General features: G+C 68.5%; 15 protein-coding genes and 1 pseudogene. 10 read left to right on the forward strand and 6 right to left on the reverse strand.

Annotation, left to right across the window (positions count from 1 at the left end):
- Positions 1-206 (reverse strand): annotated as a pseudogene (locus BM394_RS16805) (hypothetical protein); the annotation flags it as partial.
- The gene (locus BM394_RS16810) at positions 203-451 is read right to left on the reverse strand and encodes a hypothetical protein (protein ID WP_092977188.1); all 249 of its coding nucleotides are present in this window, start codon (positions 449-451) and stop codon (positions 203-205) included. The gene BM394_RS16810 and the pseudogene BM394_RS16805, both read right to left, overlap by 4 nt.
- A gap of 343 nt (positions 452-794) precedes the next feature.
- Between BM394_RS16810 and BM394_RS16820 the strand changes: the two genes are divergently transcribed.
- From BM394_RS16820 to BM394_RS16845, 6 genes are all read left to right on the forward strand, one after another.
- Complete coding sequence (locus BM394_RS16820) at positions 795-1649, forward strand: helix-turn-helix domain-containing protein (RefSeq protein ID WP_092979603.1); 855 nt, start codon at positions 795-797, stop codon at positions 1647-1649.
- Positions 1646-1843, forward strand: coding sequence for a DUF397 domain-containing protein (locus BM394_RS16825; protein WP_092979604.1), 198 nt, complete (start codon positions 1646-1648; stop codon positions 1841-1843). Before BM394_RS16820 ends, BM394_RS16825 begins: the two co-directional genes overlap by 4 nt.
- 391 nt (positions 1844-2234) lie before the next feature.
- A complete protein-coding gene (locus BM394_RS16830; RefSeq protein ID WP_092979605.1) occupies positions 2235-3089 on the forward strand; it encodes an ESX secretion-associated protein EspG in 855 nt (284 codons plus the stop codon).
- Positions 3090-3176: 87 nt separating this feature from the next.
- On the forward strand, positions 3177-4124 hold the full coding sequence (locus tag BM394_RS16835) for a SurA N-terminal domain-containing protein (protein ID WP_092979606.1): 948 nt from the start codon (positions 3177-3179) through the stop codon (positions 4122-4124).
- A 61-nt stretch (positions 4125-4185) separates the two neighbouring features.
- Positions 4186-5220: a nucleoside triphosphate pyrophosphohydrolase gene (locus tag BM394_RS16840; protein WP_092979607.1), complete on the forward strand. Its 1035-nt coding sequence runs from the start codon at positions 4186-4188 to the stop codon at positions 5218-5220.
- A gap of 137 nt (positions 5221-5357) precedes the next feature.
- Positions 5358-6101, forward strand: a complete 744-nt coding sequence (locus tag BM394_RS16845) for a lysozyme family protein (protein ID WP_139235254.1) — start codon at positions 5358-5360, stop codon at positions 6099-6101.
- A gap of 69 nt (positions 6102-6170) precedes the next feature.
- On the opposite strand, the gene BM394_RS16850 is transcribed toward BM394_RS16845, so the two are convergent.
- A complete protein-coding gene (locus BM394_RS16850; protein ID WP_092979608.1) occupies positions 6171-7061 on the reverse strand; it encodes an RIO1 family regulatory kinase/ATPase domain-containing protein in 891 nt (296 codons plus the stop codon).
- 240 nt (positions 7062-7301) lie between these two features.
- Positions 7302-7595 (reverse strand): hypothetical protein, encoded by a 294-nt coding sequence (locus BM394_RS16855; RefSeq protein WP_139235250.1) that lies wholly within the window; start codon positions 7593-7595, stop codon positions 7302-7304.
- 169 nt (positions 7596-7764) lie between these two features.
- Here BM394_RS16855 and BM394_RS16860 point away from each other — a divergent pair, with 169 nt between their 5' ends.
- On the forward strand, positions 7765-8604 hold the full coding sequence (locus BM394_RS16860) for a lytic transglycosylase domain-containing protein (RefSeq protein WP_092979610.1): 840 nt from the start codon (positions 7765-7767) through the stop codon (positions 8602-8604).
- Between the two features lie 295 nt (positions 8605-8899).
- Here BM394_RS16860 and BM394_RS16865 read toward each other — a convergent pair whose 3' ends face one another.
- A complete protein-coding gene (locus BM394_RS16865; RefSeq protein WP_092922616.1) occupies positions 8900-9283 on the reverse strand; it encodes a tetratricopeptide repeat protein in 384 nt (127 codons plus the stop codon).
- Positions 9284-9550: 267 nt separating this feature from the next.
- Between BM394_RS16865 and eno the strand changes: the two genes are divergently transcribed.
- Genes eno through BM394_RS16880 form a run of 3 tightly spaced genes read left to right on the forward strand, consistent with a single transcriptional unit; the run spans position 9551 to position 11904 of the window.
- On the forward strand, positions 9551-10837 hold the full coding sequence (gene eno / locus BM394_RS16870) for a phosphopyruvate hydratase (protein WP_092979611.1): 1287 nt from the start codon (positions 9551-9553) through the stop codon (positions 10835-10837).
- Positions 10838-10840: 3 nt separating this feature from the next.
- Positions 10841-11380: an FtsB family cell division protein gene (locus BM394_RS16875; protein WP_092979612.1), complete on the forward strand. Its 540-nt coding sequence runs from the start codon at positions 10841-10843 to the stop codon at positions 11378-11380.
- A complete protein-coding gene (locus tag BM394_RS16880; RefSeq protein WP_175530139.1) occupies positions 11377-11904 on the forward strand; it encodes a DUF501 domain-containing protein in 528 nt (175 codons plus the stop codon). The genes BM394_RS16875 and BM394_RS16880 overlap by 4 nt, the downstream gene beginning before the upstream one ends.
- 339 nt (positions 11905-12243) lie before the next feature.
- On the opposite strand, the gene BM394_RS16885 is transcribed toward BM394_RS16880, so the two are convergent.
- Positions 12244-13905, reverse strand: coding sequence for an isovaleryl-CoA dehydrogenase (locus BM394_RS16885; protein ID WP_245780257.1), 1662 nt, complete (start codon positions 13903-13905; stop codon positions 12244-12246).
- Positions 13906-14235: the final 330 nt, after the last annotated feature.

Here is a 14235-nt window from a genome sequence, read left to right on the forward strand (position 1 = left end):
AGCGGCCAGCCGATCAACTCCGTGGTGGGTTGTTCGTCGCGGAAGTAGGACTCCAGCCGCAGTGCGGCCAGCCTGCGGGCGGCCGGGCCGCTGCCGCCCGCGTGGCGGGGCCGGTAGCTGACCCGGTTGCCCCAGCCGCCCAGCACGATCGCCGTCCCGGCTAGCACGACGGCGGTGGTCAGCAGCATCGCCGGATGCGTGCTCACTCCGCCTCACCCCGCCTGCGGAACTCGTCCGGGTCGATCGAGCCGGACTCCGGGGGATTGCCGCCGCCGAAGGCCAGCGCGGCGGCGTAGTCACGCAGCTCGTCGGAGAGCCGCTGCAATATTCCGGCGAGTTCGGCGCACTGCCTCGGGGTGGCCTGCCGGGCCGGAATGTCGTAGGAAGCCTGCTCCAGTTCCCACTGCTCATGGGCCAGCCACATGCCCAACCTGCCCGCATAACTGGTCACCGCGACTCACCCCCAACCCGCACCGCCGTAGTGAGCACATCCCGAAGCTCGACGGCCTGATCCACCGTCCACACCGTCCGGTGAAACACCGTCGGCGTCTCGATCCGAATCAACCCCGGCGACCACCACGAGATCCACACCAGCAACGACGACGACCACCCCCACTCGTTGCCACACCACACCCGAACACCCGGATGACGCACGTTGTATTTGGTCGGCATGCCACAGATTCCCTTCTGTTGTTTGGTCCCGGTACCAAATAATCCATGTACCGGGACCACGAGATCAATCGCTCGTTCGAGTGATCTGTTTGCGCAGCCTGGATGCACTAGAGTTTGGTGACATGGCCGAGACCACGAACCCGGCGCCGCGTGCTTACTTGCTCGGTTCCGAGCTGCGCTACGCGCGCACGCAAGCGCGTATGACCATGCGTGATCTGGCCGAGCGACTGGATTTGTCCCACTCGGTGCTTGTCAGGTGGGAGAACGGGGCGCGGGTCCCCTCCTCGGATTCGGTCTCGGCGATCTGTGCTGTGCTCGGGCTCTCCAGTTCGGAGCGGGACCGGTTGGCAGAGATGGCACGTGAAGCAGCCGCCGAACCACCGAACTCGGTATCTGTGGGATCGACCGGTGAGCAAGATCAACTCGCCGCACTGTTGGAGTACGAACGCAATGCGGCCACGATCACCAACGTGTCGCCTGTGTTGATGCCCGGACTCACACAAACTTCCGCCTACGTGCGGTCCATCGTCGGGAGCGAGACAGAAAACGTGGACAAATGGGTCAGCATGCGACTGGGGCGCAAGGACATCATCACTCGTCGACGTTCACCTTCCAACTACGTCGCGTTCATCCTCGAATCCGTACTTCATCAACGGATCGGCGATCTCGAAACCCAGGTAGATCAGCTTTTTCATCTCGCTGAACTGGGCAAACTCGCGAACGTCGAGATCCGTTTGATTCCGGTTGAAGCAGGCTGGACTCCGGCGCACACCGGGCCGTTCGTGTTGTTGGAGTTCACCAAGGCCGATGCTGTGGTTCATCTGGAACACCACAGGTCAAGTGCCACACTGCGAGACAAGGAAGACGTAGCGGCGTTCCGCGACGCGAGAGATCATCTCGACCGGGTGGCAATGAGCCCGGCGGACTCAGTCGAACACATCACCACGGTGGCCAACCGATTGGAGAGTACAGCGTGACTTTACCGCAGATTCCGCACAGTTGGCGAAAGTCCAGCCGTTCCAGTAACCAAACTGATTGCGTCGAAGTCGGTTGTCTCGATGGTGGCGCGGCGGTGCGCGACACCAAGGACCGCTCGGCCGGGTACTTCGCCACCACCAGCCAGCAGTGGAGCACGTTCCTCAACGCGGTCAAGACCGACCGCTTCAGCTGAACCCCAGCGAAAAGCACAGCGTCCCCGGAGCGATCCGGGGACGCTTTTTGTGTCTCTCCCCGCGTGCGGGGCCTACGACCGGGAGAAGTTCGAGCACTGGGAACAGGTGGGTCCATCCCCGCGCGTGCGGGGCCTACACTCACTGCGCTGGGATGTTAGCAGTGCGAGCGCGTCGTGAGAACCACTTCGTCACACCTCGTCGGACAGACCGTGCTCCGGACCGCGCCGAACTCCTGAATCCCACCGTCAACCACCGTCCCGGGAAGTGCGGCGCGCGAATCTCGCGGGAAAACCACGGACAACTCACCTCGGAGTGTGATCCGAACCTCCCCCGGGCAACCGCCTCGGATGTAATACTCGTGCTGTGGGGGCGGCATCGAGAGGTCGAGAGGTGAGTGTGTCCAGTCCCCGCTTCGAGCGCGTCATCACCGAACCGGTCATGCTCAGCTACGCCGCCTACGACGTGCTGCACCACGACGAGTTCGGCGCGGGCACCGCCAAACCGGCCGGGCTGGAGGGCGTTTCCCCGGGCGCCACGCACCGCGAACGCGCGGCGATCGTCGAGGCGGCCAACGCCGAACTGCGCCAGGCGGGTTTGACCAGGAATAATACTCCGATCGGCGCGCTGCGGGACACGATCCGCCTGCTGCGCACACCGCAGCGCCGCATCTACGGCTGGTACTCCATCCGCACCGACGCCGGGGCCACACGCGGCGGCTTCCAAGTGGTCGAGGCCGACGACTTCGCCGTGCTCGCCGCCGTGGAGCAGGAACGCGTGCTGCTCGAACCGGTCGAGCCCGACGCCCTGCCGTCCACAGTGGCCGGACTGCTGCCGGACGCGCCACCGGTGGACGAAGCAGCGACCACCATGCCGCCCCCGCCCGCCCGACACACCGTGCCGGACCGCGACCGCCCTTCCCGGTCCGACCAGAACGAATCGAACGACCCGGACGCCCCGGACGACGAGCGGCCAACCCGGACGCGATCGACCTCGCCGGGACACCGGCTGCTGGAACGGCTGACCGCGCCGCCGCTGGACTTCGCGCTGCGCGCCGTGCGCTCGCAGTACGTCTCGCGCGGCACCGAGCGGGAGTGCGAGTATCCGCTGAACTACTACGCGGGCCCCGAGGGGGCGCTGCTCACGATCATCAAGCGCGACGAGGACGACGAGCCGGTGCTGCACCTCCACCCGGCGACCACCGACGTCTTCCTGCGGGAGCTGCGTGAGCTGGGCCGGTTCCGCTGAATCCCCGGTGATTGTACGGAGGGTGAGCGAGCATGATCACAGCGGGCTTACGGACAGCACCCGGGTGCTCGTGAGAAAGTGACCCTTGTGAGATCAGTCATCGCCCGCCCACGGTTGATTATCGCGCTGCTCGCGGCCTGCCTGCTGGCCGGTTGTGGTTCCCAGCCTTCCAAGATCGGCTCGGCAGCGCTCGTCGGTGACCAGGCCATCCCGGTGAGCACGGTGCAGCAGCGGTTCGAGGCGGTTGTCGGTGAGCGCCCGCAACTGCGCGAACAGCTCGACGAGCAGGGACGCAAGGACGAGCTGGCACGCCAGATAGCCGCGTTCACCGTGCGGCAGAAGCTCGCCGAAGTGGCCGCTCGCCGCCAGAACCTGCGGGTCTCCGAGCAGGAGATAACCCAGTGGGCGCAGCAGCGGGGCGGTGCGCGGGCCGCCACCGAGGGAACCATCTTCACGGCCGACGAGGTCCGCTCCGTGGCGCGTTCACTGGTGCTGATGCGCAAGCTCGGCAGCAAGCACCTGACGAGCACCTCGGTGGTCTTCGACTACACCAGCGCCACCAGCCGCGCCGAGGCCGAGCGCAAGGCGAACCGCATGGCTCGTGGCCCGGAACAGGCCGCCGAACTGATCCGGCAGGAGAGGTCCGAAGGGGTTCCCGCGGGCTCGGGGCGTGAGCTCAGCGCGTCACGAGCGCTCAGCTTCGCCGCCCAGACGCCGCTGTTCGCGGCCGACGAGGGCACGGTGCTCGCTTTCCCCGGACCCGGTAGGCAGAGTGCCGGTCAATGGCTCGTCGCGCGGATCACCGAACGAACCACCGGAAACGGTGACGGCCAGTCGAGCACACCCTCGCTGGGCAGTCAGGGCGAGCAGCTCACGCAGGCCTTCGGATCGCGGTTGCTGGGCCTGACCGCGCAACGCGTCGGGGTCGAGCTCAGCCCGCGCTACGGGGTCTGGGACTCGCTGGAACTCACAGTCGCACCGGACGAGGGCCAGACCAGCGGTTTCCGCATCCCCGAGCGGGAGAGCCGGGCCTGATTGAGCTTTCCGGTCGATCGAGGGCACACCATGATCGAGTAATGGCTGGAACAATCGGGGTATGAGTGCCGTCGGTGAATCCCGCCCCTCCGTCGTCGACGGCTGCGCGGTGGTGCTGGTGGACGACCGCCTCGGGGACGTGGTGCCCGCCGAGGCGGTTCCCTGGCTGCGTGGTGCGGGGGAGGTCTACGCCGATCCCGGACTGGCCGAATCCACCCGTGACTCGTTGGGAGCCGCCGCGCCGCCGGAGCACGCCGAGCTGCTGCGTCGGGCCGCCCGCGAGCCGGTTGTGCTGGTCGCACCCGACGATCACTCGGCAGCGGTGCGGGAACTGCTGGCGGCGGGAGCCCGCGAGGTGCGGGCGGCGCCCCCGCCGGGAGTCGAGCTGCTGGACGCGGTGACGGTCATGGACCGGCTGCGTTCCCCCGGGGGCTGCCCGTGGGACGCGCGGCAGACGCACGAGTCGCTGCGCACCTATCTGGTCGAGGAGACCTACGAACTGCTGGAGGCCCTGGAGGGTTCCGACCGCGGTGCCATGCGGGAGGAGCTCGGTGACGTGCTGCTGCAGGTGCTGTTCCACGCTCGCGTGGCGGCCGAGGACGCGGCCGATCCGTTCGACGTCGACACCGTGGCGGCCGAGCTGGTGAGCAAGCTCGTCTCGCGCCACCCGCACGTGTTCGCCACCGATGATTCGGTGCACGACGCGGAGTCGCAGCACGCGCGGTGGGAGGAGCTCAAGCAGCGCGAGAAGCAACGCGAGTCCGCTGTGGACGGTGTGGCGCACGGGCAACCGGCCGCGGCGCTGGCGGCCAAGCTCGTGCAGCGCGCCGAGCGGGCCGGGATACCGGCCGAGCTGATCGGCGACGACTCCCATCCGGGAGCCGAGCTGTTCGACGCCGTGGCACGCGCGAAACGTGACGGCGGTGACCCGGAGGACACGCTGCGCGCGGCCTCGCTGGCCTTCGACCGACGCATCCGGACCGCAGAGGCACGCGCGCGCACCTCGGGAGCCGATCCCGCGCGGCTGTCCGAATCCGATTGGCGCGAGTACTGGCCAAAAGCCGACGAAACCGGTGAAATCGACGAACCGGGCTGAGATCTTTCACCCGTGACCGGCGACTCCACCGGATCCGGTGGGTCGGGTAACAGTTCAGTGACCTAGGGAGGTCCGCCACCGTGCCGCGACGACGGAAAGCATCCGACTCGCCGCTCGTGCTGTTGAGCGGACTGGCGATGCTCGCAGTGCTCGTGCTGCTGGCCGGATTGCTGGACAACGGCGGGCAGCAGAATCGGTCCCGGCTGCCCAGCGCCACGGCACCACCGCGTGCCGGGGCGCAGCCACCCCAGGTGAGCCCGTTACCCGGCGGCGCCGATCCCGCCGCGACTTCCCGCCCGCAGCGGCAGCTCTCCGACTGGGCCGAGAACTTCTCCGACGAGCTCAACATCCCGATGGCCGCGCTGGAGGCATACGGCTACGCCGAACTGGCCCTGGAACGCACCAGACCGGACTGCGGGCTGAGCTGGTCGGTGCTCGCCGGGGTCGGCGCCGTCGAGTCCGGTCACGGCCGCTACGGCGGCTCGGATCTGGACAGCACCGCCCGCCCCGAGCCACCCATCAGGGGGATCCCGCTGGACGGCAGCGAGGGCGTGCGGCTCATCCGCGACACCGACGATGGGGAGCTGGACGGCGACACGGTCTACGACCGCGCCGTCGGCCCGCTGCAGTTCATCCCGAGCACCTGGCGTGATTGGGGACGCGACGGTGATGCCGACGGGGTGGCGGACCCCGACGATCTCGACGACGCGGCGCTCGCCGCGGGCTACTACCTCTGCGACTCGGGCAGCGACCTGCGCCGTGCCGAGCAGTTCCGCGACGCCGTGCTGCGGTACAACGCCAGCGGCGAGTACGTGCAGCAGGTGCTCGACCACGCCGACGACTACGGCAAGCGCAGCCGCGAACTCCTGCGGAAGCAGTAGGGCGTAAGTTCGGGATTCGTGACTGGTCACCCGCCGCCCGCCGGGTCTTGAGCGGTCCCGGTGAAACCGTTACCGGGGCAACAGTCGAGCCGCTTGTGACAGCGACCGCGAGACCTCCGGCAAGTCGATGCGGTCCTCGGGCAGTCCGCGTGATCGGAACCAGTCGGTGATGTTGCGAACGTCGCGTTCCAGATAACGCGTTCCCGACGGATTCGCGACCACGTCCACGGCCTGGGGCAGGTCGATGAGAACTATCTCCCCGTTATGGACCAGCACGTTGTAACAGGACAGATCACCGTGCGTCAGACCCTGCTCGGCCAGTCCGAACAACGCGGAGAGCGTCTGTATCCACAAGTCCTCGAGCACGTCCGGTGTGGGGCGTAGTTCGGCCAGCCGGGGTGCGGGAGAGCCGTCGGCATCGCCGACGAACTCCAGCAGTACCTCCGTGCCCACGCGTTGGACGGGATAAGGTACGGGTATTCCGGCCGAGCGCAGCTCGCCCAGGACGCGGAATTCCGCCACGGCCCACTGCTCGGCGAGTAGACCGCGCCCGAACGAACTGCTGACCGACATCGCACGGTTCTCCCGTGATTTGCGCATCCGGCGGCCCTCCAGATACTCGGCATCGCGGTGGAACCGCCGGTGATCCGGAGCACGGTAGCGCTTGGCCGCCAGCAGGCACTCGCGTGCCGTTCCGGGGACCGAGCGGCGTATCAGTTCGACGTCGGCTTCCTTGCCGGTCTTGAGCACGCCGAGCTCCTGATCCACGGCCGCGAGCTCGGTGACCAACCAAGAGGGGTGGGGTAGCGGGCCGCGTTCACCGGTGTCCCAGGTGGACCACCGGTCGGCATCCTCGGGAAGTCCGGAGGCGGGCGGTTCCTCGCGCAGTGCGGTGAGCAGGTCGCGCTCTTCCTCCGTCAGCCTGCCGCCACGAGCACCCTGTGTGGTCCGGGGTGTCAGCTACCGGTCAGAAGAGCTGCGGGCAGGAGGAAACGGATGGTTGCCTGCGTGACACGAATGAGAACGGTCATGGCACACCTCCTTCAGTCGTCGCCCCCGTCGGCCCTCGGACCGATGCGGTGAAGCGAATCCTGCCTCATCGGTCGACTAGGTACAACCGAATTCGTGCTCGACCGGCCGCAGGAATCCGGTTCCGCTCGTTTCTCCGGGGCGCGCTCGGACGATCGTTACTGTCGCCGGTCAGAGCGTCATCCGCTGCAGCAGGTCGGGGGCGGCGACGAGAACGAAACCGGCCACCAGCAACGGCAGCGTCAGCACACCGATTCGCCGCAGCCCGCCGTCCCGCGTGTCGGCGAGGTGGAGCGTGAGCAGGACGGCGCAGCCGCAGCAGAGCAGCAGCGGGAGATCGCTGTCCGCCAACCCGAATCCCGTTTCCTCGATCGTGGCGGCCAGCAGCAGTGCCGCGCCGCTCCACAGCGCACCGTTGACGCGGTTTCGCGCCGCCGCGTTCGCGACGGACAGGTCGTCCGACACTTCGACTCCTCGGGCGCGCGATCGAGCGGTTTTCGCGCTCCGCGTGCCGGACGCGGAGGACATTTCAGTCTCCCACAGCAAGATCGCGTTCCGGGCCGATGCGAACAAGGATCCGGACCGCCGCGAACGGAGGTCGGGTACGGCTGGACAAGTCGCCTAACCTGTTGCAGTGACCGAATCCGCTTCGTCGAAGCACCCGCGTTCCCGCTCGGTGTCGCGCGCGGTGCTGGCCGTCGCCGGACGCGGCGTCCTCGCGGTGGGCACGGTGGCGAGCACCGTGCTCGGTGTGGGTGCGGTGGCGGTGTTCGGGGAACCGTCCGCCGCGCCGCAGGCGCCCCCGCTGGCGCGGCAGAGCGTCGAACCCGCCCCGGTGGAACCGGGATCGAGCGCCCCCGGCCGGTCCGGGACCGCCTCCGAACCCGGCGACGAATCGGGCGAGGACCCGGTGCGCGACTGGGCCAACGAGGTGGCCGCCGTCGTCGATGTCCCGTCCCGGGCGTTGGTGTCCTATGTGAACGCCGATCTGGCCATGCGCAGCCGCTCCCCGGAGTGTGGCGTGGACTGGGCGACCCTGGCGGGTATCGGGCGGGTCGAGTCGGACCACGGCCGTTACAACGGACGCAGGCTCGGCGCCGACGCGGTTCCCTCCAGCCCCATCATCGGAGTGCCGCTGGACGGCGGCGAGGACGTGCGTGCCATCACCGACACCGACGACGGCGTACTCGACGGTGACACCGTCCACGACCGCGCCGTCGGGCCGATGCAGTTCATCCCCTCCACCTGGGCGAAGTGGAGCACCGACGGCAGCGGCGACGGGGTCGGCGACCCGCACAACCTCGACGACGCGGCGATGGCCGCCGCGCGCTACCTGTGCGCCGGCGGGCGCGACATGCGCAGCGGCGACGGCTGGTGGTCCGGCGTGATGTCCTACAACAACTCGGTTTCCTACGCCAGGAAGGTGTTCAGCCTGGCCGAGCGATACGCCCAAGCGGGTAGCCGCGACGAATGACGTCGTGTCGGGAGTGCGGCTCGGTCTGCTTGGCGGTGCGGTTGGCGGAACCTCACGGGCCGTCTCGCTGCGGGATCCTCGACATCGAGTAGTTACTACGCCACGTCGAGGCTGTCCTCGCGAGACGACCCGTGAGAACCCGCGGCGGTGTCGATTGCGTAAGTGGTTGGGGTTCGGCTCGGACGCGTCCGAGAGGGCCCCACGTTCGACGGGCACAGCGGGATTCCCGGAGCACTGCTCGATGCGGTGTGGAGCGCTACTCGACGCGGGACTGTCGTGTTGGCGGTGGGATACGTCACTCGGTCGCGTTGACCCGAGCGATGTGCGCTCGGATCTCTCCAAGTACTTCCTGGTACGCGGGATCGGGGTACATGGTCGTGGCCAACCGCACCTGGGTGTGCGCCTCGTTCAGTCTGCCCTGCCGTTGCAGGGTTCTTCCCAGTACTAGTCGGGCATAGTGGTCGGACGGGTCCAGTTCGATGACTCGCAGGAACGCCAGTTCGGCACGCTGGAACTGCGCCGAGAACAGATACGCGCGTCCTGCCAGCAGCTGCACGCTCGGCTTGTCCGGATCCTCTTCGAGCACCGGACCGAGCGCGCGTAACGCCTCCAGCGGGCGTCGCTGCGACACAAGGGTTTCCGCTTTGCGGAAAGCTTCTACGGTACCTTCAGCCCTCATTACCACACCAACGGTACGACTCGATCGACGGTTCCGCCATAGTGCTCGGTCGGATGTTGCCAACTCGGTTCCCGTGATCACCCGTCGGATCGGCGCGTTCGTCGCATATGCCGGGAGCCTGACCGCGAGCCTGCGGCGGACGATCAGAGCGCCCGGTTAGGCTCGGAGGCAGTCGTCGGGCGCCCGGCCCGCACCGGCGGGACCGCCGGTGGAAGCATCGCGGCGGGCCGTGGCGTCTCGGATTCACAAAGCTTGTTAGGAGCACACGTGGCGATCATCGAGCAGGTCGGCGCTCGCGAGATCCTGGACTCGCGGGGCAACCCCACCGTCGAGGTCGAGGTGGCCCTGGATGACGGCACGCTGACCCGCGCTGCCGTTCCCTCCGGAGCATCGACCGGCGAACACGAGGCCGTCGAGCTGCGCGACGGTGCCGCCGAGCGCTACGGCGGCAAGGGCGTGGAGAAGGCAGTGGCCGGCGTGCTGGACGAGGTGGGGCCGGAGCTGGTCGGCGTGGAGGCCATCGAACAGCGCGTGGTCGACCAGAAGCTCGTCGACCTGGACGGCACTCCGACCAAGTCCAGGCTGGGGGCCAACGCGATGCTCGGTGCCTCACTGGCGACCGCCAAGGCGGCAGCCGAGTCGACCGGGCTCGAACTCTTCCGGTACGTGGGTGGCCCCAACGCGCACGTGCTGCCGGTGCCGATGATGAACATCCTCAACGGCGGCGCACACGCCGACACCGGTGTGGACATGCAGGAGTTCATGATCGCGCCCATCGGGGCCGACTCGTTCTCGGAGGCACTGCGCTGGGGCGCCGAGACCTACCAGGCGCTGAAGTCGGTGCTCAAGAGCAAGGGCATGGCCACCGGACTCGGTGACGAAGGCGGCTTCGCACCCGACCTGCCCAACAACCGCGAGGCGCTCGACCTGATCGCCACCGCCGTGGACAAGGCGGGCTACAAGCTGGGCAGGGACGTCGCGCTGGCGCTCGACGTCGCCGCGACCGAGTTCTACTCGGACGGCGTCTACCAGTTCGAGGGGGCCAAGCGCAGTGCCGAGCAGATGATCGGCTACTACACCGAGCTGCTCAACTCCTACCCGCTGGTCTCGATCGAGGACCCGCTCTCGGAGGACGACTGGGACGGCTGGACCCGGATGACCTCCGAGATCGGTGAGAAGGTCCAGATCGTCGGTGACGACCTGTTCGTGACCAACCCGGAGCGGCTGGAGGAGGGCATCAACCGGCGCGCGGCCAACGCGCTGCTGGTCAAGGTCAACCAGATCGGCACGCTGTCCGAGACCCTCGACGCGGTGAACCTGGCGAACTCCTGCGGCTACCGCAGCATGATGAGTCACCGCTCCGGCGAGACCGAGGACACCACCATCGCCGATCTCGCGGTGGCCACCGGCTGCGGCCAGATCAAGACCGGTGCTCCCGCCCGCAGCGAGCGGGTGGCCAAGTACAACCAGTTGCTGCGCATCGAGGAGAACCTCGGCGACGCCGCCCGTTACGCGGGTGAATTGGCCTTCCCCAGGTTCAGCGCGGAGGTGTGATCCATGCCGACCGGGCGACCGGCACAACGCGATCGACGGAACGAGGCGGACGGCACGAGCCGTACCCGGCAGTCGACGCGTGCGCGGCGCCCGCGCGGTGACTCGGACGGCAGGACCGCGCCGCGTCGGAGGTCCGGGCCCCGAGGGGCCCGGACCCCGGCGGGCACCGGTGGTGCGTTCAAGCTCTCCTCCACCAGACGGGCCGCCGTGCTGGCCACCCTCGTGTGCGCCATGGCGCTGAGCGTCTCGGTCCCGCTGCGCACGTATCTCGGGCAGCTCGACGAGCTGTCCGACATGGAGCAGCGGGAGCAGCAGCTGAGCGAGGAGGTGCAGCGGCTGTCGGAGCGGAAGGCGGAACTGTCGGACCCGAGTCGGTTGGAGGCCGAGGCGCGGGAGCGCCTCGGCTACGTCCGGCCGGGCGAAACGCCCTACATCGTCGAGTTGCCCTCCGAGGAGAAGCAGCAGTCCGAGGAGAAGGCCGCTCCGGAGTCGAAACCGTGGTACCAGCGGATGTGGAACACCTTCACGGGAGAGGGGAAGTGACAGTGTCGGGCGTGGACCCGAGCGGTGAGCCCACCGCGACCGAGGACGACCGGCTGATCGTGCGGCGCCAACTGGGTCGTCCGCCGAGGGGAATGCGTGACGTGGTCACCCGCGACTCCTCGGGCGAACCCACCGTGGTGCGCACCAGCCCCCGGCTGCCGGACGGGACTCCGTTCCCCACGCTGTACTATCTCACCGCGCCCCGGCTGGTGACCCTGGTGTCCACGCTGGAGTCCGAGGGGCTGATGCGCGAGATGACCGAGCGGTTGGCCACCGACACCGAGCTGGCCGAGCGGTATCGCCGTGCGCACCGGGAGTACCTCGCCGAGCGCGACGCGCTCGAACCGCTCGGCACCGAGGTCAGCGCGGGCGGGATGCCCGGCAGAGTGAAGTGCCTGCACGTGCACGTGGCCCACTCGTTGGCCAAGGGGCGCGGGGTTAACCCGTTCGGGGACGAGGCGCTCGACGTGATCGCCCAACGGTGGCCCACTGAAGCACCGGAGCTCTTTCCTTCCTTCGGGTGAGGGGTGCGGCTCGGTTGTCATGCGTGGTCGCTTGGCGGAACCTCTCGCACGGCTCTCGCTGCGGGTCCGGCGACCTCGGGTAGCGGCCTACACAACGTATCCGGCGTCCTCGCGAGAGCCGCAGGGGAGAACCCGCGGCGGTGCCGACTTCGGGCGTGGCCGGAGTTCGACCTGCGGGAGTGGTGGGGGTTCGGCTCCGCGTCGTAGCGGCGCGGCGATTTCGTGGGAAATTGACGCCGCCCCGAAGTCGGGTGGCGGGGCCTACCGCGCGGCTCTCGTCGTGGTCGGCTCCGGTATCGAGGCGGCGACGACCGCGTGAGTGGTGGTAGTTCGGCGGCTTCAGTCCTTGCGGGGAGTGACCCGGTCCAGCAGGACATCGGATCGGGTGCCGGTGGCGCCGAGGGTGTGGCCGTCACCGTCCAGCCGGGTCGCCAGGAAGGTTTCGGCGACCTCCGTAGGGGCGGTGCGCAGCAGCAGGCTCGCCTGCAACGTCAGCACGAGCCGTTCCGCCAGGGCACGAGCCCGTTCCTCGCGCGGTTCGCCCAGTTCCTCCCGCAGCTTTCGCAACGAGCGGTCGTAGCGCTCGTCCCGTCCGGCCGCGCGGTCCAGCTCGGCCAGCAGCGTCTCGGCCGTGTCGGGCTGCTTGTGCAGCGCTCGTAGGGTATCCAGCGCGGTCACGTTGCCCGAGCCCTCCCAGATGGACAGCAGCGGCGCCTCCCGGTAGAGCCTGGGCATGCCGGACTCCTCGACGTAGCCGTTGCCTCCCAGGCATTCCAGCGCCTCGCCGATCACCGTGGGGGCGCGCTTGCAGACGTAGTACTTCGTGGCGGGCAGCGCCAACCGCAGCAGGTCCAGTTCTGCCCGGTCACCGCGCTGCCCCCGGTCGATCGCGCTCGCCAGTCGCATCGCCAGGCCGACGGCCGCCTCCGACTCCACCGCCAGATCCGAGAGGACCGCGCGCATCAGCGGGGTTCGGTTCAGCGTGCTGCCGAAGGCGTCGCGGTGCGCGGCGTGGTGCGCCGCCTCCGAGAGCGCGACGCGCATGTTGGCCGCGGAACCGAGCACGCAGTCCATCCTGGTCATCGACACCATGTCGATGATGCTGCGCACTCCGCGTCCCGCTTCGCCGATCAGCCAGCCGATCGCGCCCTCGTACTCCAGTTCGGCCGAGGCGTTGGACTTGTTGCCCAGCTTGTCCTTGAGCCGTCGCAGCCGTACCGCGTTGCGCGTGCCGTCCGGCAGCACCCGGGGAACCAGCAGGCAGCTCAGCCCGGCAGGGGTCTGCGCCAGCGTGAGGAACAGGTCGTTCATCGGTGCGGAGGTGAACCACTTGTGCCCGACGATCCGGTAGCTGCCGTCGGCCAGCGGCTCGGCCGTGGTGGTGTTGGCGCGGACGTCCGAGCCGCCCTGCTTCTCGGTCATCGACATCCCGGCCAGCAGACCGCGCTTGTTCGCGGCGGGACGGAGACCGAAGTCGTAGTTCGTGGCGCGCAGTCCCGGTTCGTAGATCTCGGCGAGTTCGGGACTGTGCCGCAGGGCGGGGACCGAGGCGAAGGTCATCGAGATCGGACAGCCGTGGCCCGCCTCGGCCTGCGACCAGAGGTAGAACCCGGCGGCGCGGTGCAGGTGCGCCCCTTCCGGCGCGTCCGGTGCCCACGGTGCCGCGTGCAGCCCCTCGGATACCGCGCGTTCCATCAGCCAGTGCCAGGAGGGGTGGAACTCCACCTCGTCGATGCGGTGGCCGTAGCGGTCGTGGCTGTGCAACACCGGCGGGTGCTCGTTGGCGAGCCTGCCGTGCTCACGTGCCGTGGCGGAGCCCGCCTGCCGCGCCAGCGGACGCAGTTCCTCGATCCGTTCCGACTGGCCGTGCTCGGCCAGCGCCTCCCGCAGCGCCGGGTCGCAGTCCAGCGGATCGAAGTCGTCCAGCGGGGGCGGCTGGTTGCTGACCTGGTGGATCGCCGGGATGGCGAAGTCGGCTGCGGACTCTCCGGGCTGCGTCATGCCCGCAGCGTAGGACATATCGGTTACCGAACAGTAGTAGTCGCCACTCCCGATCCGATCCTTTTCGATTCGGGTTCTTCGTATTTTGACGCGGTATCGGTCCAGCCTCGTACTTTTCCGCCTCGGTTACGGAGCCGAATATCTCGACCAAGCCGGTCCTCGCAATCGGCACCGCCGCGGGTTCTCGCGTGCGGCTCTCGCGAGGACGGTCCCGACGTGGCGTAGGTGGCTACTCGATGTCGGGGCACCCGCAGCGAGAGCCGTGCGGGAGGTTCCGCCACAGCACCACCCGCTCCAACCGAGCCGCCGATCCCACATCCGTCATCGGGC

This window comes from Actinopolyspora lacussalsi subsp. righensis (assembly GCF_900116555.1).
GTDB classification, from domain to species: domain Bacteria; phylum Actinomycetota; class Actinomycetes; order Mycobacteriales; family Pseudonocardiaceae; genus Actinopolyspora; species Actinopolyspora lacussalsi.

What these genes read in the sequence shown, in the direction of transcription:
- BM394_RS16845 (WP_139235254.1), top strand. Translation starts at nt 5,358, where the DNA reads ATGCTCGCAGTGCTCGTGCTGCTGGCCGGATTGCTGGACAACGGCGGG.
- BM394_RS16840 (WP_092979607.1), top strand. Translation starts at nt 4,186, where the DNA reads ATGAGTGCCGTCGGTGAATCCCGCCCCTCCGTCGTCGACGGCTGCGCG.
- BM394_RS16820 (WP_092979603.1), top strand. Translation starts at nt 795, where the DNA reads ATGGCCGAGACCACGAACCCGGCGCCGCGTGCTTACTTGCTCGGTTCC.
- BM394_RS16865 (WP_092922616.1), bottom strand. Translation starts at nt 9,283, where the DNA reads ATGAGGGCTGAAGGTACCGTAGAAGCTTTCCGCAAAGCGGAAACCCTT.
- BM394_RS16885 (WP_245780257.1), bottom strand. Translation starts at nt 13,905, where the DNA reads ATGACGCAGCCCGGAGAGTCCGCAGCCGACTTCGCCATCCCGGCGATC.
- BM394_RS16875 (WP_092979612.1), top strand. Translation starts at nt 10,841, where the DNA reads ATGCCGACCGGGCGACCGGCACAACGCGATCGACGGAACGAGGCGGAC.